Here is a 24,994-nt window from a genome sequence, read left to right on the forward strand (position 1 = left end):
CGTGGACACTGTTTGGCCTACAACGCCGCATGATGCGGCACGTCTGGGTCGTCCCTCGCGCAGGGCGGCGACGGCGGCCTTGGAAGCACACATCGCCGTGCTGCAGGGGGATCCGCTGAAGGCCGCGCTGGCCAATGCGCTGCGGGACGCGGATGGGCTCGGGGGGCAGGAGCGGCGCTTCGCCGCGCTCGCCGTGCGTGAGCTGTCCCGCCATCAGCGCCTGCTGGACCTGGCCGCGAAGCTCCTGGGCCACCCGCCGGGGAAGCTGGTGATGACGGAGGACCAGGCCCTGGTGCGGTACGTGCTGTGGCGGCGCATCTTCTGTGGTGAGACCTGGACGCGCATCGGCCCGGAGGTGCGGCTGCCCGGACCGGTGAGGCCGCGCACCCTCAAGGACGAGGTTCTCCAGAAGGTGGCGGAGTCGGAGCTGCCGGAGGCGCCGCTGCCGGACTCCCACGTGGACCGGCTCGCCATCCGGTACTCGTTCCCCAACTGGCTGGTGCAGAAGCTGGCGCAGGCGTACCCGGACGAGGCCACGCTGGAGGGACTGCTGTCGTCGCTCGACGAGGAGCCGGGCCTGCACTTCCGCGTCAGGCCCCCGGGCACGCGGGACGAAGTGCTGGCGGCGCTGGTGGCGGAGGGCGTCGCCGCGGAGGCGGTGCTCGCCGCGCCGGACGCGGTGCGCGTGGTGGATTCGAGCCATCGCGTCTTCGAGACGCGGATGATGAAGACGGGGCGCCTTCAAGTTCAGGACGTGGGCAGCCAGCTCATCTCAGAGGTCTGCCGTCCTGCGGGCGGCTCGCTGACGGGGCTCACCGTCGCGGATGTCTGCGCCGGTGCGGGCGGCAAGACGCTGGCGCTGGCGGACTTCGTCGGTCCTTCGGGTCGGGTGCTCGCGGGAGATCGCTCCCGACGTCGGCTGGCCGAGGCCCGTGAGCGGGTGCGTCACTTCTCGCTGCGGCAGGTGGCCTTCCCGCATCCGCTGCCCCTGTCCGACGCGGACGTGCTGCTCATCGACGCGCCGTGCAGCGGCACGGGCTCGCTGGCGAGAGAGCCGGATCAGAAGTGGAAGCTCACCGCGCAGGAGATCGCCAAGTACCAGACGACGCAGTCCGAGCTCCTGGAGGAGGTCTCCCGCCAGGCGAAGCACGGGGCGCTCATCGTCTACGCCACCTGCTCGGTGCTGCCGGACGAGGACGAGGCCGTCGTCGAGGGCTTCCTCGCCAGGCACCCGGAGTTCACTCTGGAGCCTGTCTCGGACGTGCTCGGAGCGGAACGGGCCGCGCTGGCGGCCCATGGGCCGTACCTCAAGGCCCTGCCGCCGAAGGTGCCGGGGGGCGGGTTCTTCGCCGCGCGGCTGCGCCGGACGACGGGGCAGGGTTGACAGTCGGCGAGCCCACACGCTACGCCAGTATTGGTTCTTCAAGGGGTGTCACCCACGTGGCGGCCGACGCGAAGCAGTCCGAGGTGGTGAAGCAGATCAACGAGGCCTTCCAGGCGGCGCAGGCCCGTCTGGCGCAGCTGCGCGAGGCGGTGGAGCGCAACACCGACCTGGCCCGTGCGAACGCCAAGGCCACCGTGCTGAAGGATCAGAAGGAGCGCGCCCTGAAGGAGCTGGGCGACCTCGTCTATCGGCAGATCCAGAAGGGCAAGCTGCTGCTTCCCGCGGGCTTCGCTCCCGCGCTCAAGGCCATCGAAGCGGCCGAGCAGGCAGCCGAAGCGCACGCTCGCGAGCTCACCGATATCTTGAAGGAAGGTGAAGAGGTCGCCGAGCGGTTGAAGGTTGGAAAAAACGCACCGAAGCCGCAAACAGTTCTTGGCCCTGGGAACAAGAAACGGTAGAAGGCACCCACTTTCGACGTCGGGCCGCAACCCAAGGCGGCCAGCAGCAAAAGACGGGGCTATAGCTCAGCTGGGAGAGCGCTTGAATGGCATTCAAGAGGTCACCGGTTCGATCCCGGTTAGCTCCACACTGAAGTAGAAAGGCCCGCCCGGGAAACCTGGCGGGCCTTTTTCGTTTCCGATGGGTTCGTCGCGGGCTTCTCGGATATGGGGCCTGCGAGAGGCCGAGCAATGCGCAGACACCTGGATCGAGGCGTGACAGTGGCGCTGGTGCTCGCGGCGGGGCTGTCAGCCGCGCAGTTCACACCAGGCTCCACGGGGCAGGGCGGTGGCGCGGCACCAGGAACCACGGGGACCTCTGGAGGCTCGACACCGGGCACCACCGGCACGGGAACCAGCGGCCAGTCGGGGACGGGAAGCTCCACGCCCACGCCTACGCCCAGCACGGGGACCGCGGCCCCCACCACTCCGAGCACCTCCGCGCCGCAAGGGCCCTCTCCGACGCGAGGCGGGAGCGGTGATGCGAGCCTTCCGCCCGGGCCGCCGACGATTGCCCCGGAGACGGTGGATACGTCGACGAATCCCTCGGGCGGTGGCCGCACGGTGTCACCCGCGCCCATGCGCGAGACGGCGCGAGAAGCCCAGCAGGCCAAGGACGACGTGGCGAAAGTGCCGGACTCCGAGGCACCTGCCGCCAAGGCCGCGCCCCTGACGCTGGAGCAGTTGGTGGAGCGTGCGCGCGCGACGGACTCCCGTGTCGAAGAGGCGAGCGCGGAGCTGCGCAAGTTCGAGGCGCTCTACAAGCAGGCGCGGTGGGCGTGGTTCCCCAAGTTCGAAATCTCCGTGGGCGCGGGAGGCCCGGTACCCGAGGCGCGCAATGACGGCCTCGGCGGGCCCCCCACCACCGAGGCGTCCCTCGAGGGCGACACCAACTTCGGCAAGGTCGGCATCACCGTCTTCTCCTCCGGCAACGCGGTGCTGCCGCTCTTCACCTTCGGCAAGTTGACCGCGCTGAAGAAGGCAGGTGCGCAGGGGCCCATCCTCGGCGCGGCGCTGCGTGAGCGTGCCCGGGACGAGGCGGGCTTCCAGGCCGCGCAGGCGTACTTCAGCTACCAGCTCGCGCGCTCCGGCGTGCAGCAGCTCGAGGACGTGTCCAAGCGACTGGAGGACGCCGCCGAGAAAATCGCCGCGCTCCTGAAGGACGAGTCCCCTCAGGTGTCCCAGGTGGACACGTACAAGGTCCGCTTCTTCCGCCAGATAGTGGAGGCCCAGAAGGCGAACGCCATCCAGGGGCGCGCGCTCGCGATGACGGCCATTGGCGTGCTGGCCAACGCGGCCCCGGGCGCGGCGGTGGACGTGGTGGAGGAGGACCTGGCGCCCGAGTCCGAGATTCAGCCCCCGTCACTGGAGCGAGCGCTGGCGCTGGCCGAGCAGTACCGGCCGGAGCTGACCGCCATCGCCGCTGGAATCATCGCGCGCGAGTCCGAAGTGCTCATCCGTGAACGGGCGTACTTCCCGGACCTGGGCCTGGCGGGCTTCTACGACGTGCGCTTCACCACCAGCGCCACGCGGCAGCGAAGCCCCTTCGCGTATGACCCGTACAATGATCGCACCGCCGGCCTGGGCCTGGTCGTGCGCGGGACGTTCGACATCCCCATCAAAGACGCGCAGTTGGATCAGGCGCGGGCGGAGCTCGACAAGCTGCGCGCGCAGGAGAAGCAGATCCACGCCGGCATCCGCCTGGAGGTGACCAAGGTGCATGGCGAGCTGGTGGCCGCGTGGGCTCGCGCCAAGGCCTATACGGACGCGGAGAAGAGCGCGCGTCGCTGGGTCACCGCCGCGTTCGCCGCTTTCGATTTGGGAACGGGAGAAACGCGCGATTTGGTGGACGCCTTCACGGCCTATGCGCAGGTTACAGGCGACCGGTCGAAGAGCTGGTTCGACGTCCGGTTGGGAATGGCGGCCCTCGCCCGTGTCACGGGGACGCCACCCGCCCCGGGTGAATAATCGGGGCGCCGCGTCTGTCCGCTGTACCGTCCTCCTTCACGGAGTCGAAAAGCCATGATTGCTTCCCTGCTTGCCGCCACCCTGCTTGCCGCGGCGCCTGGTCCCCTCTCAGTCGTGAAGTCCGGGAACGCGGATGTGCAGAAGGCCGCCAACGCGCCCGGCGCCACCGTCGAATCCCTCGCCTCCGTCGTCGAGAAGTTCGTCGACTTCCAGGAGCTGGCGAAGCGAGCCCTCGGAGACAAGACGTGGGCCACGCTCACGCCCGCACAGCGCAAGGACTTCTCCGAGACGATGACGGGGCTCCTGCGCGCCTCCTATGCCCAGAAGGCCATCGGCCAGGCCCAGGCCGAGGTGAAGTACGGCAAGGAGTCGGTTGAAGGCACCGAGGCCACCGTCGACACGACGCTCACCCTCAAGAAGGACCAGATTCCCGTCGACTACCGCCTGTACAAGTCGACCGCGAAGAGCGACTGGCGCATCTACGACGTCGTCACCGACGAGGTGTCCCTCGTGGACACGTACAAGGGCCAGTTCCAGAAGCTGCTGAGCACCAAGGGCTTCGACGGCCTGCTCTCCACCCTGAAGACCAAGCGGGCTCAGCTGGAGAAGGAGAACGCCGCGCAGTCCGCGAAGGGCGCCTCCGGTGCGGCGGGCTCGGCCACGGGTGGCTCGGCCGGTCCGACGAAGTGAGCTGAGCCGGACTTCGCTTCACCAAGACACTCAAGGGCCGGGGCTCCCATGCGAGGGGCCTCGGCCTTCGTCTTTTCAGGTGCGCGCGAGCTGCTGATACGACGCGAGCGTCCCCACGAGTCCCTGGGCCAGGGAGATGGTGGGAAGGAAGCCCAGCTCGCGGGAGGCGCGCTCGGTGGTGCACGTCCACGCGGCGCACGTCATCTCCCGCACCTTGTCGCGGTTGAGGATGGGGGTGATTCCGCGCAGCCGGGCAATGACCTCTGAGCCCAGGCCAATCATGTAGCCCACGCTGTCGGGCACTGGCAGCACGGTGGGCGCCTTGAGTCCCATCGCCAGGGCCACCGCGGCGCACAGCTCCTCCCAGGTGTACTCGACGCCGTCGGACACGGTGTACACGCCGCGCGCCGGGTCCGCCTTGTCCAGCGTGGGGCCTCGCTCGGCCGCCGCGAGCAGCGCGGTGTTCAGGTCATCCACGTGGATGAGCGAGTAGCGCTTGGGCCCGAAGCCGCTCTTGAGCGCCAGGCCTCGCTCCGCCATGGGAATCACGGAGGGGATGAACTCCACGTCGCCCGGGCCGTAGACCATGGGGGGCCGGACGATGACGGAGGGGACCCGGTCCGCCAGCTCGCGCACCGCGTCCTCGCCGCCCAGCTTGCTGCGGCCGTAGATGGAGACGGGCGCGGGAGGGTCCTCCTCACGGCGCGGACGCTGCGGCGTGGACGGCCCCGCGGCGGCCAGCGACGAGCAGTAGACGAGCCGGGGAGGGCGGGGGAGCGACGCCATGGCTTCCGCGACGCGGCGGGTGCCATTAGCGTTGCCCTCGAAGTAGCCCGCGGGCTCCCGGGCCTTGGTGACGCCGGCCAGATGCAGGACGCAGTCGACGTCGCGCACGGCCTCGGCCAGGCCCTCGCCCGTCGTCAAATCCCCCACGGCGAACCGGGCGCCAAGGGATGCGAGCGCGTCGCGACGGGAGCTCGCGCGCACGAGCGCCGTGAGCGAGTCACCCCGCTCGACGATGCGGCTCGCGAGCCGCTGGCCGATGAAGCCAGTGCCACCGGTGAGGAGGAAGCGCACGAGGAGACTCCCGGGGGATTACAGCGAGCGCTGATAGATGCGGTACGCCTTGGAGCGCTTGCCACCCATCGACTCGATGGCGCGGTTGACGAGGTGGTTGTCCTCGAGCGTCCAGGAAATCTCTCCACCGGAGTATCCGAGACGGTGCGCGGTGCGCAGCGTGTCCAGGTACAGGATGGCGTCCAGCCCTCGGCGTCGGTAGCCCTCCTTGATGCCGAGGGTGATGAGGCGCAGGCGGCGGATGCTTCGCGAGGCGAGCGCCAGCTTCACCAGTCCGATGGGCAGGCCGAACGTCGTCAGGCGCCCGTTGGCGGCCTTGAGCGCGTGGTTGGCGTCCGGCAGCGTCATGGAGAAGGCCACCGGCTCGCCCTTCACCTCGGCGATGAGCACCAGCTCCGGCCGGACGATGGTCTTCATGTCCTTGGCCAGGTGGTCGAACTCCTTGTCGGTGAAGGGGACGAAGCCCCAGTTCTTCTCCCAGGCCGAATTGTAGATGTCTCGGATGCGGTCGACTTCGTTGGCGAAGTCCTTGAGGTTCACCGCGCGCACGGTGATGCCCTCGCGCTGGCGCATCTTCTCCGCGATGCGCACCACCTTCTCCGGCGGCTGCGCGGACGCGGACAGCTCGTAGGCGAGCAGGTCCTTCGCCTTCACCAGCCCGCACGCCTCCAGCAGCGCGGCGTAGTAGGGCGGGTTGTACGGCATCATGATGGCCGGCGGCACGTCGTGCCCGTCGACGAGCAGGCCCCAGTCCTGGTTGGACGAGAAGTTGGCCGGCCCGAGCATGGCATCCAGCCCGCGCTGCTTCAGCCACGCCCCCGCCGCGTCCAGCAGCAGCCGCGCGACGCCCGCGTCATTCACGCACTCGAAGAGGCCGAAGAAGCCTTCCTTGGTGCCGTGGATCTCCTGGTGGCGCGGGTTGCGGATGGCGGCGATGCGGCCCACCACGTCCTGGCCCCTCCGGGCGAGGAACAGCTCCACCTCGCCGTACTCGAAGAAGGGGTTCTTCTTCGGGTCCAGGAAGTCCTTGCGCTCCATCTCCAGCGGCGGGACCCAGTTCGGATCATTCGCGTACAGCGAGGCCGGGAAGCGGATGAACGTCATCCGCGCCGTGGCGCCCCGCACGGGTGTCACCAGGACATCCGCGGGAAGGGGAGGGAGGACGGCTTGCGTCGCGGGCGGCTCGGCGGGTAGGGCCATGGTGGATCAGGACCTCTCGGCGGGATTGCCGTCGGTGCCGTTGCGCATGAAGAAGTGGGCGCCCTTCTCCAGGAGGAGACCGGGCAGCGCGCCGCGCTTCTCCCACAGCTTCATGGGCGCGGAGCGGAGCTGACGCAGGTCCTCCGGCTGGAGGTTGGCCGCGCGCCAGGTGAGCTGCTCCACCGCGTCGAAAATCTTCCCGGCCACCTCGCGCGACGACATGCGCTGCAACTGCTCCAGGGTGATGCCGCCCTTGTCCGCGAGCAGACCGGCGGAGCCCGCCGCCCACTTCTCGCTCGCCTTGTTGGAGCGCACGGACGTGCCCGGGCGGGCGATCTGCACCGGCTCGTACACCGTGGGGCGCGTCTCCGGAATCACGCCCAGCTTGCGGCCGATGGTCTCGAAGGTGTCCAGCACCCGGTCCAGCTGCGCGTCGGTGTGCGTGGCCATGTACGAGGTGCGGATGAGCGCGTGGCCCGCCTCCACCGCCGGCGGAATCACCGGGTTGGCGAAGACGCCCGCCTCGTGCAGCGCGCGCCAGAAGCGGAAGCACTTCACCTGGTCGCCGATGTGCACCGGGACCACCGGCGACACCGACACGCCGGTGTCGAAGCCCATGGCGCGGAAGCCGTTGTGCATCTTCTCCGCGATGTCCAGCAGGCGCGCGCGGCGCTGCGGCTCCGCCTCGATGATCTCCAGCGCCTTGAGCGCCGAGGCGATGGACGCCGGCGTCATCGACGCGGAGAAGATGACCGAGCGGGACTTGTGGCGGATGTAGTTGATGACGTCGAACGGACCGGACAGCACGCCGCCCAGCGACGCGAAGCTCTTGGAGAACGTCCCCATCACGAGGTCCGTCTCCTTCTCCAGCCCGAAGTACTCCGAGGTGCCCCGGCCCTTCTCACCGAGCACGCCCATCGCGTGCGCGTCATCCGTCATCACCCGGGCGTTGTACCGCTTCGCCAGCTCGGTGATGCGCGGCAGGTTGCAGACATCTCCCTCCATGGAGAAGACGCCGTCGGTGATGATGATCTTCCCCGCGTTCGGATCCGCCTGGGAGAGCAACTGCTCCAGGTGGTCCATGTCGTTGTGGCGGAACTTGCGCTCGGTGGCGAAGGACAGACGGATGCCGTCCACCAGCGACGCGTGGTTCTGCCGGTCGCTGAAGACGATGTCGTGCCGGCCGAGGATCGACGCCAGCGCCAGGTTCGTCTGGAAGCCCGTGGAGATGACCAGCGCCGACTCGCGGTTGAGGAACTTCGCCAGCCGTCCCTCCAGCTCCTCATGCAGCGCCAGCGTGCCGTTCAACAGACGCGAACCCGAGCACGTCGTACCGAACTTCTCCGTCGCCTTGATCGCCGCTTCCTTGACGCGCGGATCCGCCGACAGGCCGAGGTAGTTGTTGGAACCGACCATGATCACCCGCTTGCCCTCGATCTCCACCTCCGTGGCGCCGTGCGACGCCTCGATGACGCGGAAGTAAGGGTAGAGGCCGGTGGCCTTCGCGATGCGGTAGTCCTTCCAATTGCTGCACTTGTCGAAGACGTCGCTCATGGTGTTCTGTGGTCTTTCTGTATGTCTGCGTCGGGGGAGGGTTTTTCGCCTGTCAGGCGGATGCGGAACTCCGGTCGCCACTCACCATGCAGGGCTCATTCCGAGCCGGGGGCAACCTTGCGTCCGTCGACCTCCCTCGGGGGACGCGGGGCGGTGAATAAAGAGGCCGAGCGGCAGTGTCAAGGCGCGGACTGTCGCTTGAGTCCCATGCGAGAGTCCCTTTGAGGCCCATGCCTTGACAGCACCATCGCTTTGGTGGCACCCCGCCGCTTCACACCGTCTTCCAGTGGATAATGGAAAGCACCGTGTGTACTCGGCCGCACGTCCGGCGGCACCTGATTGACGGGCGGAAGGCTTTCTTGGCGCCCGTTGTTTGCGGGGGCCAAGGATGGCCGGGAATTTGCTAAGCCCGGCATTCATCGAGGAGTGGACGGTGTCCAGGTCTCTGCGGCAACGGTGGTTCGAGGGATTCATCCAGACGGCGGTCTCCCGGCCCTGGTACGTGCTGCTGATCTGCGCATTGCTCGCCGCGGGCGGTATGGCACTGGCGTCGCGGTTGGAGTTTCGTGGTTCATTCGTGGAGCTCCTTCCGCAGGGAGCCCGTGAAGTCCAGGACCTGACACGCGTGTCGCGGAAGGCGGGCGGGGACGGGTACCTGGTCATCGTCGCGAAGGGAGACACGCCCGAGCGGCTGAAGGCTTACGCGAGCGAGCTGAAGTCGCGGCTGGAGGCGCTCCCGGAGGTCCGCTACGTCGAGCACGACTACGACGTGGAGTTCTTCCGTCGTCACGGGCTCTTGCTGTTGCCCGCGGAGAAGCTGGCGGAGCTGCGCACGGAGCTGGCGGCGCGGGTGCGCTACGAGCGACAGCGGGCCAATCCCTTCTACATCGACCTGGGGGCCACGCCTCCGCCTCCGACTTTCGAGGAGATTGCCCGCAAGCACTCGCCCAACGCGCCGGTGAACGAGTACCTGGCCAACGCGGATGGCACCGAGGTCTACCTCATGCTCAAGCCCATGGGGACGGCGGGAGACCTGGACTTCGCGCGCCGCTTCGTGGAGCTGGCCATGGGCACCGGCCGGACGCTCGCCTCGGAGCGCTTCCCGGCCGTGAAGCTGGAGGCCACGGGCAACTTCCAGAACCGCATCGAAGAGGACGCGGTGATGCGCAGTGACTTGTCGCGCGCCGGTACGCTGTCCGCGCTCATCGCCATTGGCCTCATCCTCCTGGCCACCCGGCGCATCGCCGCGCTGGCCGTCGTCGGAGTGCCCGTCGTCGTCGGCCTGCTGGTGACGTTCGGCGTCGCGCAGCTCGCCATCGGCCACCTCAACGTGGTGACGGGCTTCCTGGTCGCCATCCTCATCGGTCTGGGCATCGAGTACGGCGTGCACCTGTGCATGCGCTACTGGGAGGAGCGCAGGACGCGCTCGTCGCGCGACGCGCTGGCCACGGCGGTGCGAGGCACGTTCAGCGGCGCGCTCACCTCCGCGGTGACGAACGCGGCGGCCTTCTTCGTGCTGCTCCTGGCCCAGTTCCACGCCTTCAACCAGTTCGGCTTCCTGGCGGGCCTGGGCGTGCTGCTCGCCGTCATCGCGGCCTATGCGCTGGGTCCGTCGCTGCTGGCCATCGCCGAGCGGCTGCGCCCCGCGCGCAAGGACGGCGAGCCCGCGCCGTCGGAGGTCGTCCCGGACGCGCCGGTGGCCCCCTCCGCTCCGGCGCGCGAGTGGCGTCGCTGGCCCACGTCGGTCATCGCGCTGATTGCCCTGGCGGTGGTCGGCTTCGCCGCGTTCTCCGTCTCCATCGCCTCGCGCCTGGGGTTCGAGACGGACATGCGCAAGCTCAAGGGCGACTCGCCGGCCTCGCGGCTGGATGACCACGTCACCGAGCAACTCGGGCAGCCGCTCAATCCGGCCATCTTCCTGGTCGACGACCTGACCCAGGCGGCGAAGGTGGAAGAGGTCATCGCGGAGGTGAAGCAGCGCAACGGCGCCGACTCCGTGTTCCTGCGCACCACGTCCTTGAACGACCTGGTGCCTTCGGACCTGGAGCGCCGGGAGAAGGAGATCTCCGGCATCCGGACGCTGCTCCAGGGGCTGCCCGAGGCGGCGCACGAGGACCCGCGCCTCAAGGACTTCGAGCAGATGGTGGAGGCGAAGCCGTATGGCCTGGACTCGCTGCCGGCGGAGGTGCGCCATCGCTTCCTCGCCACCGATGGCCAGGGCACCTTCCTGCTCTTGTTCCCCTCGGTGTCCAACTACGACACGGCGGACTTGAAGCGCTGGGCCGCGCAGATCGACCAGGTGGTGGAGGGCGCGACGGCGCGGGGCGTGGAGATGTCGGTGCTGGACAGCAACCGCATCGCCGCGCGCATCTTCGCGCTGGTTCAGGGCGACGGCACGCTCATCCTCGGCGCCGCGGCGGCGGTGGTGTTCTTCGTCATCCTGCTGAGCCTGCGCAGCCTGAAGCGCGCGCTGCTGGTGACGGGCCCGCTGTTCCTGGGCATGACGTGCCTCGCGGGCGGCATGTACCTGTTCGACGTGCAGCTCAACTTCATCAACGCCGTGGTGCTGCCGAATCTCCTGGCCATCGCCGTGGACAACTCCATCCACCTGTACCACCGGTACGAGGAAGAGGGCCCCGGCTCGCTCGGCAAGGTGGTGCGGCACACGGGGCTGGCGGCCGTGGTGGCCACGCTGTCGAACGCGGCCGGCTATGGCGCGCTGCTCGTGGCCAACCATCAGGGCCTGCGCAGCATCGGACAGATTGCGCTACTTGGGGTCGTGTGCACCTTTTTGGGGACCACGGTCTTCTTCCCCGCGCTGCTTGCCCTCTTGGAGCGCTGGAAGGAGAGGGGGGGCTCGGTCGGGCGGGAGGTCGCCGTCGTCCAGAGTCTGGAGCTCGACATGGCCGGCCAGGCCGCCGCGCCATCAGGGGAGCGGAAATCGGCGTGAGTCTCGTGACCTTCCAGAGCCTCCGTGGCTGGGTCTCCTCCCATGGCCCTCGTGGTGCGCAGGTCCGGCTGGGGCCGGTGGACCTCATCATCGTGATTGCGTGCTCGCTCGGGGCCTTTGTCCTGCTCGGACCGGGCCGGTGGGCACCGCAAGCCATTCCCAACGCGGGGATGTTCGCCTCCATGGCCGCCGGTCCGCTGGTGCTGCGGACGCTGGAGTCCTGGTTCCCTCGCCAGCGCTGGCTGACGGTCATGGCGGACTTCTGGCTGCTGCCCGTGGCGGTGCTGACGCACTCCTGGCTGTCGCCGGTGGTGGACACGCTCAACCCGTTCCTTCGTGACGCGCAGCTCGTGGCGGCGGACGAGCGCATGTTCGGATTCCAGGCGGCGGTGGTGTTCGCGCACGTGGTGCCGCCCTGGCTCAACGACGTGCTGATGCTCTGCTACTACGGTCACTTCGTGTGGCCGCTGGTGCTGGGCATCGGCCTGTATCGCCGCGCGCACGGAGCCTCGGCGGAGTTCGACGAGTACCTGCTGGGCCTGGGCCTGCTCTTCATCTTCAACTACTCGGCGTACTCGCTGGTGCCCGCGGTGGGGCCTCGCTACTTCCTCATCGACTCGTTCGCCGCCCCCCTGCAGGGCACGTTGACGCCGATGCTGGACTCCATCATGCGCCGGCCGCTGTTCGGGCGGGACTGCTTCCCGTCGGGCCACACCGGCACCACGCTGGTGGTGCTGTTCTATTCGTGGCGGTTCTCCCGGAAGCTGTTCTGGGTGATGTTGCTGCCGGGCATCGGCCTCATCGTCGCGACGCTGGCCGGGCGCTTCCACTACGCCACCGACCTCCTGTGCGCGGTGCCGCTGGTGATGGTGGTGGTGGGCATGTCCGCGGCCCTGTCCCGAGCCGCCCGTCAGCGCGAGAGCGAGAGGGCCGCGCGTTCCGTCCCGGTCGACGCTATCTTGCGCCCCTGAGCCCGGTCCGGCGACTGACGCCGGCCGCCAGGAGCCCCCATGTCCAGGCCCGTGTTGTCGCAGCGCGTGTCCCGGTTCGGCACCACCGTCTTCTCGGAGTTCAGCGCGCTGGCGCAGAAGCATGGCGCCGTGAACCTGGGGCAGGGGTTCCCCGACTTCGACGGGCCCGACGCCGTGAAGGAGGCCGCGCAAAAGGCCATCCGCGACGGCGTCAACCAGTACGCCATGAGCATGGGCGCCCGCGACTTGCGCGTGGCCATCGCCGAGCACGCCGCGCGCTTCTACGGCCAGACGGTGGACCCGGACACCATGGTGACGGTGACGAGCGGCGCCACCGAGGCCATCCTCGACGTGATTCTGGGCCTCGTGGACCCGGGCGACGAGGTGGTGGCCTTCGAGCCGTTCTACGACTCGTACGACGCCAACATCACCTTCGTCGGCGCCACCGCGCGCTGGGTGCCCCTGCGTCCCCCGGACGAGGCCCATTCCCAGTGGTGGTTCGACTGGGACGAACTCCGCGCCGCCTTCGGGCCTCGCACGCGGCTGCTCATCCTCAACACGCCGCACAACCCCACGGGCAAGGTCTTCACCCGCGAGGAGCTGGAGCGCATCGGCGAGCTGTGCGCCGAGCATGACGTGAAGGTGCTGTCCGACGAAGTCTATGAGCACATCACCTTCGCGCCCGCGCGCCACGTGCGGCCGGCCACGGTGCCGTCGCTCGCGGACCGGACGGTGACGGTGAGCAGCGGCGGCAAGGCCTTCAGCCTCACGGGCTGGAAGGTGGGCTGGGTGATAGCGCCGCCCGCGCTGCGTGACGCGATTCAGCGCGCGCACCAGTTCGTGACCTTCGCCACGGCGTCTCCCTTCCAGGCTGCCATGGCGGCGGCGCTCCGCCTGCCGGACGCGTACTTCGCGGAGCTGGCGGCGACCTACCTGGCGAGACGGGAGCGGCTGCTCGGCGGACTGCGCGAGGCGGGACTGCCGGCGTACACGCCGGATGGCAGCTACTTCATCCTCGCGGACATCCGGGGCTTCGGCTTCGCCGACGACGTGGCCTTCTGCCGTCACCTGGTGACGGAAGTGGGCGTCGCGGCCATTCCCCCGAGCGTCTTCTACGGGCCCGAGCACCGACACCTGGGACACGGGCTCGCCCGCTTCGCGTTCTGCAAGACGGATGCGGTGCTGGATGAAGCGGTGCGCCGCCTGCGCGCGAAGCTGTCGCCTCGACGTTGACGGACGTCAGGCCCCCGGCTCGGGGCCCACGCGCGTTGCGAGCCCCGGACGGGGTTGCTACATCCCCTCGCAGGAGGGCGGCCCGGCACTTCCCGGCCGCCGCGCGCGTCCGTGGACTTCTTCGGCGAGCTGTACCTGCGCAGCACGTTGCCGTTCCTCTCCGAGTCGGTCACGGCGAGGGAGGTGGACTACCTGTCGCGCGTGTTCGCCGACGTCCCCGGCTCCGGGCCCGTGGTGGACCTGGGCTGTGGCCATGGTCGCCATGCCGCGCGACTCCAGGCCTCCGGTCCCTTGGCGGGTCGCGTCATCGGGTTGGAGAAGGACGCGCTCTCGCTGGCGATGCGACGCCCGGGCTTCCCCGTGGTGCGTGCAGACCTGCGGGCCTTGCCCTTTCGGGAGGGAAGTCTGTCCGGTGCATACGCGTGGTATTCCACGCTGTTCGCCTTCACGGACGAAGAGCACGTACACATCCTCCGGGAGCTGGCGCGAGCCATGAGACGGGGAGGGCGCCTGGTGTTCCAGACGGTGCCCCACGAGCGACTGGCTGCGTCACCGGGCGCCGCGTTCCAGCGCGGGCTTCCCGGCGGTGGCGTGCTGGAAGAGGAGAGTCACTTCGACGTGGTGACGGGACGCGACATGGGACGCCGGACGCTCACGCTCCCGGACGGGCGCGTCCTCTCCGCGTCCTACGCCATTCGTTACTATCCCCTTGCGGATCTCGCCGCGCTGTTGGAAAGCACGGGGTTTTCAATCGCCTGGGTGCATGGCGGGCTCGACGGTGAGCCGCTGACGCATCTGTCTGCCGACCTGATTGTGGGAGCGGTGCCGCGAGATGGCTGAGAATTCACGAGCGCGTGGAACCCTGCTGAGCCAACTGCCGAAGCGGGTGGACGTGTATGAAGTCGGCCCTCGGGACGGACTCCAGAACGAGCTGCGCACGCTGCCCACGAAGGACAAGGCGCGGCTGATCGACGCGCTCGTGACGGCCGGCGAGAAGCGCATCGAGGTGACGTCGTTCGTGTCACCCAAGTGGATTCCCCAGCTCGCGGACGCGGAGGAGTTGCTGCGGTTGGTGGGGCGGCGCGAGGGCGTGGTGTTCTCCGCGCTGGTGCCCAACCTCAAGGGGCTGGAGCGCGCGAAGGAGGCGGGGCTGCAGGAGGCCGCGGTGTTCATCTCCGCGTCGGAGGCCCACTCCAAGAAGAACATCAACAAGACCATCGCCGAGGCCATGGCGGGTGCCCGTGAGGTGACGTCCGCGGCGCTCCAGGCCGGGATGCGCGTGCGCGGCTACCTGTCCACCGTGTGGGGCTGCCCCTACGAGGGGCATGTTCCGGTGGAGCGCGTGGTGGACATCTGCCGGTACCTGGTGGACGCGGGCATCTACCAGCTCAGTCTCGGCGACACGATTGGCGTGGGCACGCCCCGGCAGACGGAAGAGATTCTCGAGGCGCTCCTCAAGCACCTGCCGGTGGAGAAGCTGGCGCTGCACCTCCACGACACCCGGGGCACCGCGCTGGCCAACTCGCTGGTGGGCCTGTCCGCGGGCGTGACGACGTTCGACGCGAGCATCGGCGGACTGGGCGGCTGCCCCTATGCGCCCGGGGCCGCGGGCAACCTGGCCACCGAGGACGCCGTCTTCATGTTCCATGGCATGGGCGTGGACACCGGCATCAACCTGGACCGGCTGGTGGAGGCCGGGGAGATTGCCCAGGAGCTCATCGGCCGGAAGCTCGCGGGCAAGTACCTTCAGGCCGCGCTGGGCGAGCGCGAGAAGAAGGCCTCCCGTCGCTTGCAGACCTGAGCCAACCCGGTATGGCGTCCCCCTGGGCTTCGCTCGGAGGACGCCCCGGGGCGGCCGGTCCGCGAGGGGTAGCAAGCCTGTAATCTTTTGACGGTGGTTCCGATGTGAGTGAGGCGCTGGTAGCCTGGGTAGCAGTCGACCCTGCTTTCACACCTGGACTTGCTTCATGACCCACTCGGTCGACGCGACGGCCCTCGCGCGACGCTCGCTGGAAATCTTCGACGAGCATCAAACCGCTCTCAACCGCCGGACGGACCGGATGTTCGCGGCGCTGATGGGCCTTCAATGGTTGGGGGCACTCCTCACCGCGTGGGTCTTGTCGCCAAGGACGTGGGCGGGGACCTCCAGTGAGGTGCACCCCCATGTCTGGGCTGCCGGAGGGCTCGGTTTCGTGGTGGCCAGCCTCCCGGTGACGCTGAGCCTGCTGCGTCCCGGGGGCACGTCCACGCGGTTCTCCATCGGCGTGGCGCAAGCGCTGATGTCCGGGCTGCTGATCCACATCACCGATGGCCGCATCGAGACTCACTTCCACATCTTCGGTTCGCTGGCCTTCCTGGCCGTCTATCGGGACGTGCGCGTGCTGCTCGTCTACTCGGGTGTCGTCGTGGTGGACCACCTGGCGCGCGGGCTGTTCTGGCCGCAGTCCGTGTTCGGCACGGACCTGGTGAGCATCTGGCGTCCGCTGGAGCACGCGGGCTGGGTGCTGTTCGAGAACGTGTTCCTCATCCTGACGTGCCTGAGCGGACGGAAGGACTTGCGGGAGCTTGCCTCGCGACAGGCCCGTCTGGAGCTGTCCCAGGCACAGCTCCAGACGAAGGTGGTGGAGCCATTGATGGACTCCGCCCGCGAGCTGACGGAGGCGATGCTCTCCCTGACCATCACCACCGAGGACCAGCGCCGGATGCTGTCACGGCAGGCGCAGGCGCTGTCGGAGACGCAGGTGACGGCGACGGAGATTCAGCGCACGTCGGAGGAGACGTCGCGGCGGGCGGAGGCCATCCTCGCGTCCACGACGCAGGCGGGCGATGCGGGGAGCACGGCCCAGTCGATGATTGGCAAGAGCATGCTCGGACTGGAGGGCATCCGCGCCCAAGCCGCGGAGCTGTCCGGGCAGTTGGAGGAACTGGGCTCTCGGGCCCGCCGGCTCACGGCCATCGCCGCCACCGTCAAGGACCTGGCGGACCAGTCGAACATGGTGGCCCTCAACGCGGCGATTGAAGCGGCGCGCTCGGGCGAGATGGGCAGGGGGTTCGCGGTGGTCGCCTCGGAGATGCGTCGGCTCGCGCGCCAGTCTCAGAAGGCCACGAGCGAGGTGCGCGTCATCCTCGACGACACGATGAAGTCCATCAACGCGGTGATGACGGCGAGCAAGCGAGGCTCCGAGCGCATGGCACTCGACCTGGAGACAGTGCGAGCGTCAGGCGAGAGCCTCCAAGGACTCACCGCGATGATGGAGAGCAGCACCGACAGCGTGCGCCGCATCTCCGCGGCCGTGGGACAGCAGTCAGCGGGCGTCTCGCAGCTCTTCGGCGCGGTGAATGACCTGTCCGCGATGATGACGGAGACCCTGGGCCGGCTGGATGCCGCGACCTCCGCCACCAGTGCCCTGCGCACCGTCACCGACCGCGTGCAGAACGTCATCCAGACCTACCAACCCGACTCACATCGACCTTCCTGAGCCCTCGGGCCGGGGCCGGACTTCACTCTGGGTAATCATACTCGGAGTGTGCCCGGTCGGGATTTTCAGAGGGGGCGGACTCCACGGCCCGCCCCCAGGCTCCAGACTCACCGGTCGCCGATCATCGACGCCAGCTTCTCCTGAAGGCCCAGGTGCGCCGCCGCGGACTCAAGCATGCGGCGCTCCTTGCGGTCGATGCGGCCATCCACCAGGGCCATCTCGACGATGTTGCGCAGGAAGACCTCGGCCTCGGGGCTGCCCCGGACGACCAGTCGCTCGAAGAGCTGCGGCCCCGCGTTGAGGGCCATCTCCACCTGGGCCCACTCGACATCCCAGCGCTCGGAACACAGCTTCAGCAGCTTGCGCTCAGCGGGAGTCACCGTGCCGTCGGCGGCGGCGATGGCGGCCATCATGTAGAGCAGCCGTTGGCGCTCCTGGACATCCATCACCGCGTCCGTGCCGTTCCCCGCCGGAGCCACCGCGGGCGCACCACCATTCGACGGCCGAGCCATCGGCGCTCGGGCGGGCGGGGCCCGGTAGCTGCTGGCACCCTCGCGGACATTCCACGCCTCGAACGGCAGCGCGGACGCGAGCACCCAGTCCCGTTCACCGGTGGCGAGCTGCGTGCCGCAGAACTCGCAAGCCGTGGCGGCGCTGTCGGTGAGCGGCGCGTTGCACTGGGGGCAGCGGTCCGTGGACACGCCATTCGCCGTGTTCGTCCGCGCGCCATGCTTGCGCACCAGCGTGAAGACGAAGCGCTGGGGCAGGGTGGGAATCTGCGGCGGGCGCTCGTTGACGGGGCCCACGCCCATGCGGGCGCTCCAGCGAATCTCCGCGTGGGCGCGATCATACCCGCGCGGGTCCACCTCCAGCAGCCGCACGTCCACCGAGCCCACCGCGCACTCCAGGAACACGCGCCGCCGGCCCTGACGACGCAGCCCGTCCAGCTCGGAGTTCAACGTCCCGAGCGCCTCCGGAGTCGCCACCTTGGACAGGCCCTTCGTCTCGCCCCGGCTCTGCGCGTCGATCCACTTCCAGAACAAGAGCGACGCACGGTCCTCCAGGACCTCCAGGTTGAGCGCCGGGTCCTCCTGGCGCGCCTGCATCAGCCCATCCACCGTCCGGTGGTAGCGCGAGTGCTCCACGCCCTGGGTAATCTCCGTGAGCGTCCAGTCGTAGTTGCCGGAGTTCACCACCGCGTTGCAGAACTCGCAGCGGTTGGCCGCGCCGCCCTTGTACGGGGCACCGCAGTTGGGGCACTTGCCCTGGAACAGGTCCGCGCCGATGCGCGTCTGCGCGCCCGGCTTGCGCACGAAGGTCCACACCTCCGTGAAGGTCTCCATCGGGGCCCGGCGCGCGGCTTCGACGGCCTGCGCGTCCGTGTCGTTCGCCGACACATCCGTGTCCCGCATCCGCGCCTGCACGCGGACCTGGATGCTGTCGAACCACTCGCTCTGCTCCAGGCCGATGAGCTGGACATCGAGCACTTCGATGTCGGTGATGGCATCGCGCACGCCCTGCGCATCCAGCAGCTTGAGCTGCACGTCGAAGCGCTGCCACGTCGCGTCCGACAGGAAGGGCCGCACCGGCGTCATGTCGCGGCGGAACCAGGCCTGCTGCAGGTCCATGAACAACCGACGCACCTTGCCGAGCACGGTCTCCAACTCGAACGCGGAATCCTTCAGCTTGAGCGCGTTGACCCAGCCGGACACATCTCGGGAGGTCACCTGGGTGCGCTGGTCCGCCTCGTACTGGTCCAACGCCTTGCGCGTGGTGGCCGTCGGGTGGAGGTTGCGCTTGTAGAGCCAGTACCCGACGCCGCAGATGACCAGCAGCGGAATCATCACCTTCGGATAGCGGAACACCAGCCGGAACGCCTCGAAGAGGATCCAGATGGGAATCCCATCGCCACCGCCGTCGCGGTCGGAGGAGGGACGCGTGTAGTGCTCGCCACCGCCGCCTCGGGCCAGGGCGTCGAGCGGAACGAGGGCCAGGGCCACCAGGGGGAGGGCCAGGGGCCACCGGGAGGCCCATGGGGCGAGCTGTCGGAGCACGGTGCGCGGCGAAGGCATGAGGGGATGCTAACCGTTTCCGCCTTGCCAGACCCGCCTTCCCACCGCACTCTGCCGCGTCCCAGAGCGGCCCGCCGGGCGGGCCCTGGAAGGGGAGCGGATATGCCGGAATTCAAGGTCGACGCACGCGGTGCCATCGAGATCTGGACCATCGACGGCGAGGGCCGCCGCAACGCCATCAGCCGCGCCATGCTCCAGGAGCTCGGCGCGCTCGTCGCTCGCGTGTCCTCGGGGCACCAGGTGCGCGCCGTCGTCATCACCGGCGCGGGCGACAAGGCCTTCTGCGCGGGCGCGGACCTCAAGGAGCGCGCGGGCATGGCCGAGGACGAGGTGCGCTTCTTCCTCGACGGACTTCGCAAGACGTTCCGCGCGATTGAGAAGAGCGACTGCGTCTTCATCGCCGCCATCAACGGCGCGGCCTTCGGTGGAGGCACCGAGCTGGCGCTCGCCTGTGACTTGCGCGTGGCGGCCCCCGCGGCCGAGCTGGGCCTCACCGAGGTGAAGCTGGGCATCATCCCCGGAGGAGGCGGCACGCAGCGGCTGGCGCGGCTCGTGGGCCCCGGCCGCGCCAAGGACCTCATCCTCACCGCGCGACGCCTCAACGCGGCGGAGGCGTTCGCCGTCGGACTCGTCAACCGGCTCGCGCCCGAAGGGCACCTGTTGGAAGTGGCGCACGGGCTGGCGGAGTCGGTGGTGGACAACGCCCCCATCGCGGTGGCCACCGCCAAGCACGCCATCGACGAGGGCACGGGCCTGGAGCTGGATGACGCGCTCGCGCTGGAGCTGCGCAAGTACGAAGAGGTCCTCAAGACGGAGGACCGCCTGGAGGGCCTGCGCGCCTTCGCCGAGAAGCGCCCCCCCGTCTTCAAGGGACGCTGAGGAAACACACGAAGGGCGGTGGCTCGCGACTCGCGAACCCCGCCCTCGTGACCTCATGTCGGGTCGGACCCTTCGTCAACGGAAGTGGCCCGCGCGATGAGGCGGCCCATCAGCTAGGCGTTGGCGCTCTTCTCCGGCGCCAGGCCGATGTTCTGCTTGTTCATGTAGCCCATGGCCTTGTCCTTCACCTGGGTGCGCAGGTCGTCGCCCGTCTTGGGCGTGAGCAGCAGGGCCGCCACGCCGCCCGCCACCGCGCCGATGAGGAACAGCCCCAGGCCGCCCAGGCCGGTCCGCCCCGGCTTGTAGGTCGTCAGGCCCACGTGCCGCAGTGCATCATCCGGCTCGAAGTCGTCCCAGCGATCGCGGGCGACCCGGGGGAGCTCGTCGAGGAGCTTGTGGGCCATCCACTTGCGGTACAGCTCGCTCTTGGCCAATCCCTTCGCCGTCCACTTCGCCTTCTTCTTCGCGAACATGCTTCCCTCCTGGGCCAGTGTTGGTCGGGGACGCGCCGCACTACGGAGCGTCTCCTTCGAGCTTTGAAGGTAGGCAGGGGAGCCCGTGGCGGCATCCCCCGGGCCCTGGGGTTCGCACGACGCGTCATCAGATGGACGACAAGGTGTGTTGGACCCCTCGGTGAGTTAGCAGCCAGCCGGGGACCTTTCTGCTATGTCGCCCGGGCCATGTCCCAAGACACGAAACTGCTCGAGAAGATCGCCCAGGTGGAGAAGGGTGGCGCGTCCAAGTACCACGCGAAGAACCAGGAGGCCGGCAAGCTGTTCGCGCGTGAGCGCATCCGCCTGCTTGTCGACGAGGGCTCCTTCGTCGAGGACGCGAAGCTCGCCAACAACCTGGACGCGGAGCTGCCCTCGGACGGCGTCGTCATCGGCCTGGGCAAGGTGGCCGGACGCACCGTGGCCATCATGGCCAACGACTCCACGGTGAAGGCCGGCAGTTGGGGCGCTCGCACGGTGGAGAAGATCCTCCGCATCCAGGAGACGGCCCGCTCGCTGCGCTGCCCGCTGCTCTACCTGGTGGACTCCGCCGGAGCCCGCATCACCGACCAGGTGGAGATGTTCCCCGGCCGCCGGGGCGCCGGCCGCATCTTCTACAACGAGGTGCACATGTCCGGGGACGTGCCCCAGGTGTGCCTGCTCTTCGGACCTTCCGCCGCCGGTGGCGCGTACATCCCCGCGTTCTGCGACCTGGTCATCATGGTGGACGGCAACGCCTCCATGTACCTGGGCAGCCCGCGCATGGCGGAGATGGTGATTGGCGAGAAGGTGACGCTGGAGGAGATGGGCGGCGCGAAGATGCACTGCTCCATCTCCGGCTGTGGCGACGTGCTGGTGAAGACGGAGCAGGAGGCCATCGCCGCGGCGAAGAACTATCTGAGCTACTTCCCGGAGAACTGCAGCCAGCTTCCGCCGCGCGCGGAGTCCAAGGCGCCCAAGGCCAGCGGGAAGAAGGTCGAGGAGATCGTCCCCGTCGACCAGAACAAGCCCTTCGACATGCACGCCCTCATCACCGAGCTCATCGACGAGGGGAGCTGGTTCGAGGTGAAGAAGCTCTTCGCCCAGGAGCTGATCACCGGCCTGGCTCGCATCGACGGCCGTCCCGTGGGCATCATCGCCAACCAGCCCAAGTACAAGGGCGGCGTGCTCTTCGTGGACAGCGCGGACAAGGCCGCCCGGTTCATCTGGCTGTGTGACGCCTTCAACATTCCGCTGCTCTACATGGCGGACGTGCCGGGCTTCATGATCGGCACCAAGGTGGAGCGCGCGGGCATCATCCGCTCCGGCGCGAAGATGATCTCCGCCGTGTCCGAGGCCAGCGTGCCCCGCATCTGCCTCGTCGTCCGCAAGGCGTACGGCGCCGGCCTCTACGCCATGAGCGGCCCGGGCTTCGCGCCCGAGGCCACCCTGGCGCTGCCCGGGGCGATGATCGCCGTGATGGGCCCGGAGGCGGCCGTCAACGCCGTCTACTACAACAAGATTCAGGAGCTGCCCGAGGCCGAGCGCCCCGCCTACGTCCAGAAGCTGCGCGACGAGTACAAGGCGGACGTGGACATCTACAAGCTGGCCAGCGAGCTCATCATCGATGACATCGTCCCTGGTGAGCGCCTGCGTCACGAGCTGACCCAGCGGTACGGGCTGTACGCCTCGCGCCAGACGCCTCGGGCCGAAAAGAAGCACGGCGTCTATCCCGTTTGAGTAGAGAATCTTGCCCTGCCCGGAAGGCCCGCTGCCTTCCGGGACCCTTTGCTATAGATCCACCCGACCATGGACTTTGAACTCCCCGAAAGTCATCGCGCCCTCCAGTCCTCCCTCCGCGACTTCTGCGAGCGCCAGGTGAAGCCCTTCGCCAGCCAGTGGGACAAGGAGGAGAAGTTCCCCATGGCGGTGGTGAAGGAGCTGGGCCAGCTCGGCGTCATGGGCATCCTCGTCTCGGAGAAGTACGGCGGGGCGGACATGGACTCGCTCGCCGTGGCCGTGGCCGTGGAGGAGATCGCCCGCTACGACGGCTCGCTCGCCCTCACGGTGGCCAGCCACAACGGCCTGGGCACCAGCCACCTGCGCGTCTTCGGCAACGAGACGCAGCACGCGAAGTACCTGCCCAAGCTCGCCTCCGCGGAGGCCCTGGGCGCCTGGGGTCTGACGGAGCCCGGGTCCGGCTCGGACGCGTCCGGCATGAAGACGACGGCGGTGCGCCAGGGGAAGAACTGGGTGCTCAACGGCACCAAGATGTTCATCACCCAGGGCACCGTGGGCGATGTCTTCGTCGTCCTCGCGGTGACGTCACCCCAGAAGCGCCAGAAGGGCGTCACGGCGTTCCTCCTGGAGAAGGGGATGCCCGGGTTCAGCCAGCGCGCCATCCACGGCAAGCTGGGCATGCGCTCGTCGGACACGGCGGAGCTGGTGCTGGAGAACGTGGAAGTGCCGGACGAGAACCGCGTCGGCGAGGTCGACCACGGCTTCATCGACACCATGAAGATCCTCGACAAGGGCCGCATCACCATCGGCGCGCTGGCCGTGGGTCTGGCCCGGGGCGCGCTGGAGGAGTCGGTGCGCTACTCCAAGGACCGCACCGCCTTCGGCCAGCCCATCTCCGAGTTCCAGGCCCTGCGCTGGATGATGGCGGACATGAAGACGGAGACGGACGCGGCCCGGCTGCTCGTCCACCGCGCGGCGCGACTGGCCGATGCGGGTCAGCCGTACTCCAAGGAAGCCTCCATGGCGAAGCTGTTCGCCTCCGAGGTCGCCATGCGCGCGGCCTCCAAGGCGGTGCAGATCCACGGCGGCTACGGCTACACCCGTGAATTCCCCGTTGAGCGCTACCTCCGCGACGCCAAATTGTGTGAAATTGGAGAGGGAACGAGCGAGATCCAACGCACCATCATCGCGAGAGAGACCTTCAAAGGGGCTTGATGGACACGGCACGGCTGGAGGGACTCGGGCTTCAAGTACGTGAGGATGTGGCCGGCATCGAAGCGGTGCTGGACCTGGAGTCGTCGCCTCTCGTCAATCCCGTGACCAAGGCGTTCATCGCCGAGGTGACCTTCCAGGTGATGGGGGATCGGCTCATCCCCATCTCCCCGGCGGCGGTGGTGGGACTCGCGCCCATCCTCATCGGCGCCCTCAGCGACGTGGCGGATATCGAAGCGCTGCTGTCGGACGCCTTCAACGAGCACATCTTCCACGTCCAGCGCCGCTCGGCGGAGCTCCAAGTGCTTGGGCTGGCCCCGCGCGTGGACCAGGACACCCTGGAGCTGACCACCGAGGTGGTGGAAGGGGACCTCACCGTCCTGCTCGCCGCGGACCGGCTGGGCAACTTCCGGATTGCCCGCGCCCAGCGGGAAAAGGGCGGCGACGTGTCCGGCGGTGCGGGGCACACGCTGGAGCTGTCGGAGTTCCGGGAGCGCGCGGCGCTGACGGGCTACCTGGCGGCGCTGCTCGGAGAGCCGGCGAGCCGTCCCCAGCCGGCGGGCGCGGGGCTGGTGCGCTTTTCGGACATCGTGGAGAAGTTTGGCGCGGAGTCGTTGGTTCCGCCCCGGAGCAGCCTGGAGCTGCTGGCGCAGTTGCAGGTAGAGGGCAGGCCGTACCGCTTCGCCGCCGCGAGGGTGGCGGGGCGCACCTTCCGGGGGCTCCTCGCGGGGGCCCAGGGCAAGGTGTGGGCGGGCCGGTTCGAGCTGGATGAATTCCCGGGCATTGCCCGGATGGTGGCGGCGCTGCTGAAAGTTCGTCCCGAAGCCGTGAGGCTGGTGGGACCGGACGCGCCTCAGGAGTGAGAGACGTCCGTGGAGAAGCTGAGTCCGTCGGAGCGGGTGGAGTCCCTGGAGAAGCGTCTGGGGCTGGGGTTCTCGCGCAGGGAGGTCGCCCTCGAGGCCCTGACCCACAAGACCTACGTCAACGAGACGCGGGATAAAGACCTCAAGGACAACCAGCGGTTGGAGTTCCTGGGCGACTCGGTGGTGAACCTGGCCGTCGGGCACCGGCTGATGGAGCGCTTCCCGGGGATGCCCGAGGGCGACCTCACCAAGATGCGCGCCCGCATCGTCAACGAGGACGGCCTGGCCCGGGTGGCCCGCATCATCCCCCTGGGGGACCTGCTGCTCCTGGGCCGGGGGGAGCTCCTGTCCGGCGGCCGGGAGAAGAACTCCGTGCTGGCGGATGCGCTGGAGGCCGTCTTCGGCGCCGTCTTCCTCTGCGCGGGCCTGGAGTCCGCGGCGGCGCTGGTGGACCGGTACTTCGCGGAGCTCCTGGACGAGGTCTCCAGCGGCCAGGGGCGGCTGGACTACAAGACGCTCCTCCAGGAGATGGCTCACGAGAAGCTCAAGCTGTCGCCGCGCTACCGAGTGGTGTCGGAGACGGGCCCGGAGCACTCCAAGGTGTTCGAGGTGGAGCTGTCGCTCGGAGAGGCGCCCTTCGCCAGGGCCTCCGGCCGCAGCAAGAAGGAAGCGGAGCAGTGCGCGGCGCAGGCCACCCTGGAGCGAATCAAACAGGACGCCGCCGCCGCGAGCGCCGCCCCGCCCACCCCCGAGGG

The 24,994-nt window shown here is 68.8% G+C and carries 20 protein-coding genes and 1 tRNA gene; 16 read left to right on the plus strand and 5 right to left on the minus strand.

Annotated features, from left to right (window positions below; all coding sequences use genetic code 11):
• The first annotated feature begins 97 nt into the window (after positions 1-97).
• The 5 genes from HUW62_RS20655 to HUW62_RS20675 all read left to right on the plus strand — a co-directional run bounded on the left by HUW62_RS20655 (position 98) and on the right by HUW62_RS20675 (position 4,539).
• A complete protein-coding gene (locus tag HUW62_RS20655; RefSeq protein WP_176435402.1) occupies positions 98-1,384 on the plus strand; it encodes an RsmB/NOP family class I SAM-dependent RNA methyltransferase in 1,287 nt (428 codons plus the stop codon).
• Between the two features lie 56 nt (positions 1,385-1,440).
• The gene (locus tag HUW62_RS20660) at positions 1,441-1,842 is read left to right on the plus strand and encodes a hypothetical protein (protein WP_176435392.1); all 402 of its coding nucleotides are present in this window, start codon (positions 1,441-1,443) and stop codon (positions 1,840-1,842) included.
• A 55-nt stretch (positions 1,843-1,897) separates the two neighbouring features.
• A tRNA-Ala gene (locus HUW62_RS20665) sits at positions 1,898-1,970 on the plus strand.
• A 103-nt stretch (positions 1,971-2,073) separates the two neighbouring features.
• Positions 2,074-3,849, plus strand: coding sequence for a TolC family protein (locus tag HUW62_RS20670; RefSeq protein WP_176435393.1), 1,776 nt, complete (start codon positions 2,074-2,076; stop codon positions 3,847-3,849).
• Between the two features lie 54 nt (positions 3,850-3,903).
• On the plus strand, positions 3,904-4,539 hold the full coding sequence (locus HUW62_RS20675) for a phospholipid-binding protein MlaC (RefSeq protein WP_176435394.1): 636 nt from the start codon (positions 3,904-3,906) through the stop codon (positions 4,537-4,539).
• Positions 4,540-4,614: 75 nt separating this feature from the next.
• On the opposite strand, the gene HUW62_RS20680 is transcribed toward HUW62_RS20675, so the two are convergent.
• Genes HUW62_RS20680 through HUW62_RS20690 form a run of 3 tightly spaced genes read right to left on the minus strand, consistent with a single transcriptional unit; the run spans position 4,615 to position 8,370 of the window.
• The gene (locus HUW62_RS20680; RefSeq protein ID WP_163869841.1) at positions 4,615-5,616 is read right to left on the minus strand and encodes an NAD(P)-dependent oxidoreductase; all 1,002 of its coding nucleotides are present in this window, start codon (positions 5,614-5,616) and stop codon (positions 4,615-4,617) included.
• 18 nt (positions 5,617-5,634) lie between these two features.
• Complete coding sequence (locus tag HUW62_RS20685) at positions 5,635-6,816, minus strand: N-acetyltransferase (RefSeq protein WP_163869842.1); 1,182 nt, start codon at positions 6,814-6,816, stop codon at positions 5,635-5,637.
• A 6-nt stretch (positions 6,817-6,822) separates the two neighbouring features.
• The gene (locus HUW62_RS20690; protein WP_163869843.1) at positions 6,823-8,370 is read right to left on the minus strand and encodes an aminotransferase class I/II-fold pyridoxal phosphate-dependent enzyme; all 1,548 of its coding nucleotides are present in this window, start codon (positions 8,368-8,370) and stop codon (positions 6,823-6,825) included.
• 433 nt (positions 8,371-8,803) lie between these two features.
• On the opposite strand from HUW62_RS20690, the gene HUW62_RS20695 reads away from it, so the two are divergent.
• The 6 genes from HUW62_RS20695 to HUW62_RS20720 all read left to right on the plus strand — a co-directional run bounded on the left by HUW62_RS20695 (position 8,804) and on the right by HUW62_RS20720 (position 17,003).
• Positions 8,804-11,320 (plus strand): RND family transporter, encoded by a 2,517-nt coding sequence (locus tag HUW62_RS20695; protein WP_176435395.1) that lies wholly within the window; start codon positions 8,804-8,806, stop codon positions 11,318-11,320.
• Between the two features lie 5 nt (positions 11,321-11,325).
• A complete protein-coding gene (locus tag HUW62_RS20700) occupies positions 11,326-12,291 on the plus strand; it encodes a phosphatase PAP2 family protein (protein ID WP_240357058.1) in 966 nt (321 codons plus the stop codon).
• 39 nt (positions 12,292-12,330) lie between these two features.
• Positions 12,331-13,524 (plus strand): aminotransferase class I/II-fold pyridoxal phosphate-dependent enzyme, encoded by a 1,194-nt coding sequence (locus tag HUW62_RS20705; RefSeq protein WP_163869846.1) that lies wholly within the window; start codon positions 12,331-12,333, stop codon positions 13,522-13,524.
• Positions 13,525-13,635: 111 nt separating this feature from the next.
• Positions 13,636-14,364, plus strand: coding sequence for a methyltransferase domain-containing protein (locus HUW62_RS20710; protein ID WP_176435396.1), 729 nt, complete (start codon positions 13,636-13,638; stop codon positions 14,362-14,364).
• Positions 14,357-15,325: a hydroxymethylglutaryl-CoA lyase gene (locus HUW62_RS20715; protein ID WP_163869848.1), complete on the plus strand. Its 969-nt coding sequence runs from the start codon at positions 14,357-14,359 to the stop codon at positions 15,323-15,325. The genes HUW62_RS20710 and HUW62_RS20715 overlap by 8 nt, the downstream gene beginning before the upstream one ends.
• Before the next feature lie 166 nt (positions 15,326-15,491).
• The gene (locus HUW62_RS20720; RefSeq protein WP_163869849.1) at positions 15,492-17,003 is read left to right on the plus strand and encodes a methyl-accepting chemotaxis protein; all 1,512 of its coding nucleotides are present in this window, start codon (positions 15,492-15,494) and stop codon (positions 17,001-17,003) included.
• A gap of 107 nt (positions 17,004-17,110) precedes the next feature.
• On the opposite strand, the gene HUW62_RS20725 is transcribed toward HUW62_RS20720, so the two are convergent.
• Positions 17,111-19,075: a TIM44-like domain-containing protein gene (locus HUW62_RS20725; protein WP_176435397.1), complete on the minus strand. Its 1,965-nt coding sequence runs from the start codon at positions 19,073-19,075 to the stop codon at positions 17,111-17,113.
• Between the two features lie 102 nt (positions 19,076-19,177).
• Here HUW62_RS20725 and HUW62_RS20730 point away from each other — a divergent pair, with 102 nt between their 5' ends.
• Positions 19,178-19,954 (plus strand): enoyl-CoA hydratase-related protein, encoded by a 777-nt coding sequence (locus HUW62_RS20730; RefSeq protein ID WP_163869851.1) that lies wholly within the window; start codon positions 19,178-19,180, stop codon positions 19,952-19,954.
• Between the two features lie 113 nt (positions 19,955-20,067).
• Here HUW62_RS20730 and HUW62_RS20735 read toward each other — a convergent pair whose 3' ends face one another.
• Entirely contained in the window at positions 20,068-20,427 is a 360-nt protein-coding gene (locus tag HUW62_RS20735) for a YtxH domain-containing protein (protein ID WP_163869852.1), read from the minus strand.
• Between the two features lie 207 nt (positions 20,428-20,634).
• Here HUW62_RS20735 and HUW62_RS20740 point away from each other — a divergent pair, with 207 nt between their 5' ends.
• From HUW62_RS20740 to rnc, 4 genes are all read left to right on the plus strand, one after another.
• The gene (locus HUW62_RS20740) at positions 20,635-22,164 is read left to right on the plus strand and encodes an acyl-CoA carboxylase subunit beta (RefSeq protein WP_163869853.1); all 1,530 of its coding nucleotides are present in this window, start codon (positions 20,635-20,637) and stop codon (positions 22,162-22,164) included.
• Positions 22,165-22,233: 69 nt separating this feature from the next.
• Positions 22,234-23,379: an acyl-CoA dehydrogenase family protein gene (locus HUW62_RS20745; protein ID WP_163869854.1), complete on the plus strand. Its 1,146-nt coding sequence runs from the start codon at positions 22,234-22,236 to the stop codon at positions 23,377-23,379.
• Positions 23,379-24,239, plus strand: coding sequence for a hypothetical protein (locus tag HUW62_RS20750; RefSeq protein ID WP_176435398.1), 861 nt, complete (start codon positions 23,379-23,381; stop codon positions 24,237-24,239). Before HUW62_RS20745 ends, HUW62_RS20750 begins: the two co-directional genes overlap by 1 nt.
• 9 nt (positions 24,240-24,248) lie before the next feature.
• The coding region (gene rnc / locus HUW62_RS20755) for a ribonuclease III (protein WP_176435399.1) at positions 24,249-24,994 on the plus strand (746 nt) is incomplete at its 3' end.

The organism is Myxococcus sp. AM011 (assembly GCF_013372595.1).
Classification (GTDB): Bacteria; Myxococcota; Myxococcia; order Myxococcales; family Myxococcaceae; genus Myxococcus; species Myxococcus eversor.

What these genes read in the sequence shown, in the direction of transcription:
- HUW62_RS20670 (WP_176435393.1), top strand. Translation starts at nt 2,074, where the DNA reads ATGCGCAGACACCTGGATCGAGGCGTGACAGTGGCGCTGGTGCTCGCG.
- HUW62_RS20675 (WP_176435394.1), top strand. Translation starts at nt 3,904, where the DNA reads ATGATTGCTTCCCTGCTTGCCGCCACCCTGCTTGCCGCGGCGCCTGGT.
- HUW62_RS20685 (WP_163869842.1), bottom strand. Translation starts at nt 6,816, where the DNA reads ATGGCCCTACCCGCCGAGCCGCCCGCGACGCAAGCCGTCCTCCCTCCC.
- HUW62_RS20690 (WP_163869843.1), bottom strand. Translation starts at nt 8,370, where the DNA reads ATGAGCGACGTCTTCGACAAGTGCAGCAATTGGAAGGACTACCGCATC.
- HUW62_RS20705 (WP_163869846.1), top strand. Translation starts at nt 12,331, where the DNA reads ATGTCCAGGCCCGTGTTGTCGCAGCGCGTGTCCCGGTTCGGCACCACC.
- HUW62_RS20715 (WP_163869848.1), top strand. Translation starts at nt 14,357, where the DNA reads ATGGCTGAGAATTCACGAGCGCGTGGAACCCTGCTGAGCCAACTGCCG.
- HUW62_RS20720 (WP_163869849.1), top strand. Translation starts at nt 15,492, where the DNA reads ATGACCCACTCGGTCGACGCGACGGCCCTCGCGCGACGCTCGCTGGAA.
- HUW62_RS20725 (WP_176435397.1), bottom strand. Translation starts at nt 19,075, where the DNA reads ATGCCTTCGCCGCGCACCGTGCTCCGACAGCTCGCCCCATGGGCCTCC.
- HUW62_RS20730 (WP_163869851.1), top strand. Translation starts at nt 19,178, where the DNA reads ATGCCGGAATTCAAGGTCGACGCACGCGGTGCCATCGAGATCTGGACC.
- HUW62_RS20735 (WP_163869852.1), bottom strand. Translation starts at nt 20,427, where the DNA reads ATGTTCGCGAAGAAGAAGGCGAAGTGGACGGCGAAGGGATTGGCCAAG.
- HUW62_RS20740 (WP_163869853.1), top strand. Translation starts at nt 20,635, where the DNA reads ATGTCCCAAGACACGAAACTGCTCGAGAAGATCGCCCAGGTGGAGAAG.
- HUW62_RS20745 (WP_163869854.1), top strand. Translation starts at nt 22,234, where the DNA reads ATGGACTTTGAACTCCCCGAAAGTCATCGCGCCCTCCAGTCCTCCCTC.
- HUW62_RS20750 (WP_176435398.1), top strand. Translation starts at nt 23,379, where the DNA reads ATGGACACGGCACGGCTGGAGGGACTCGGGCTTCAAGTACGTGAGGAT.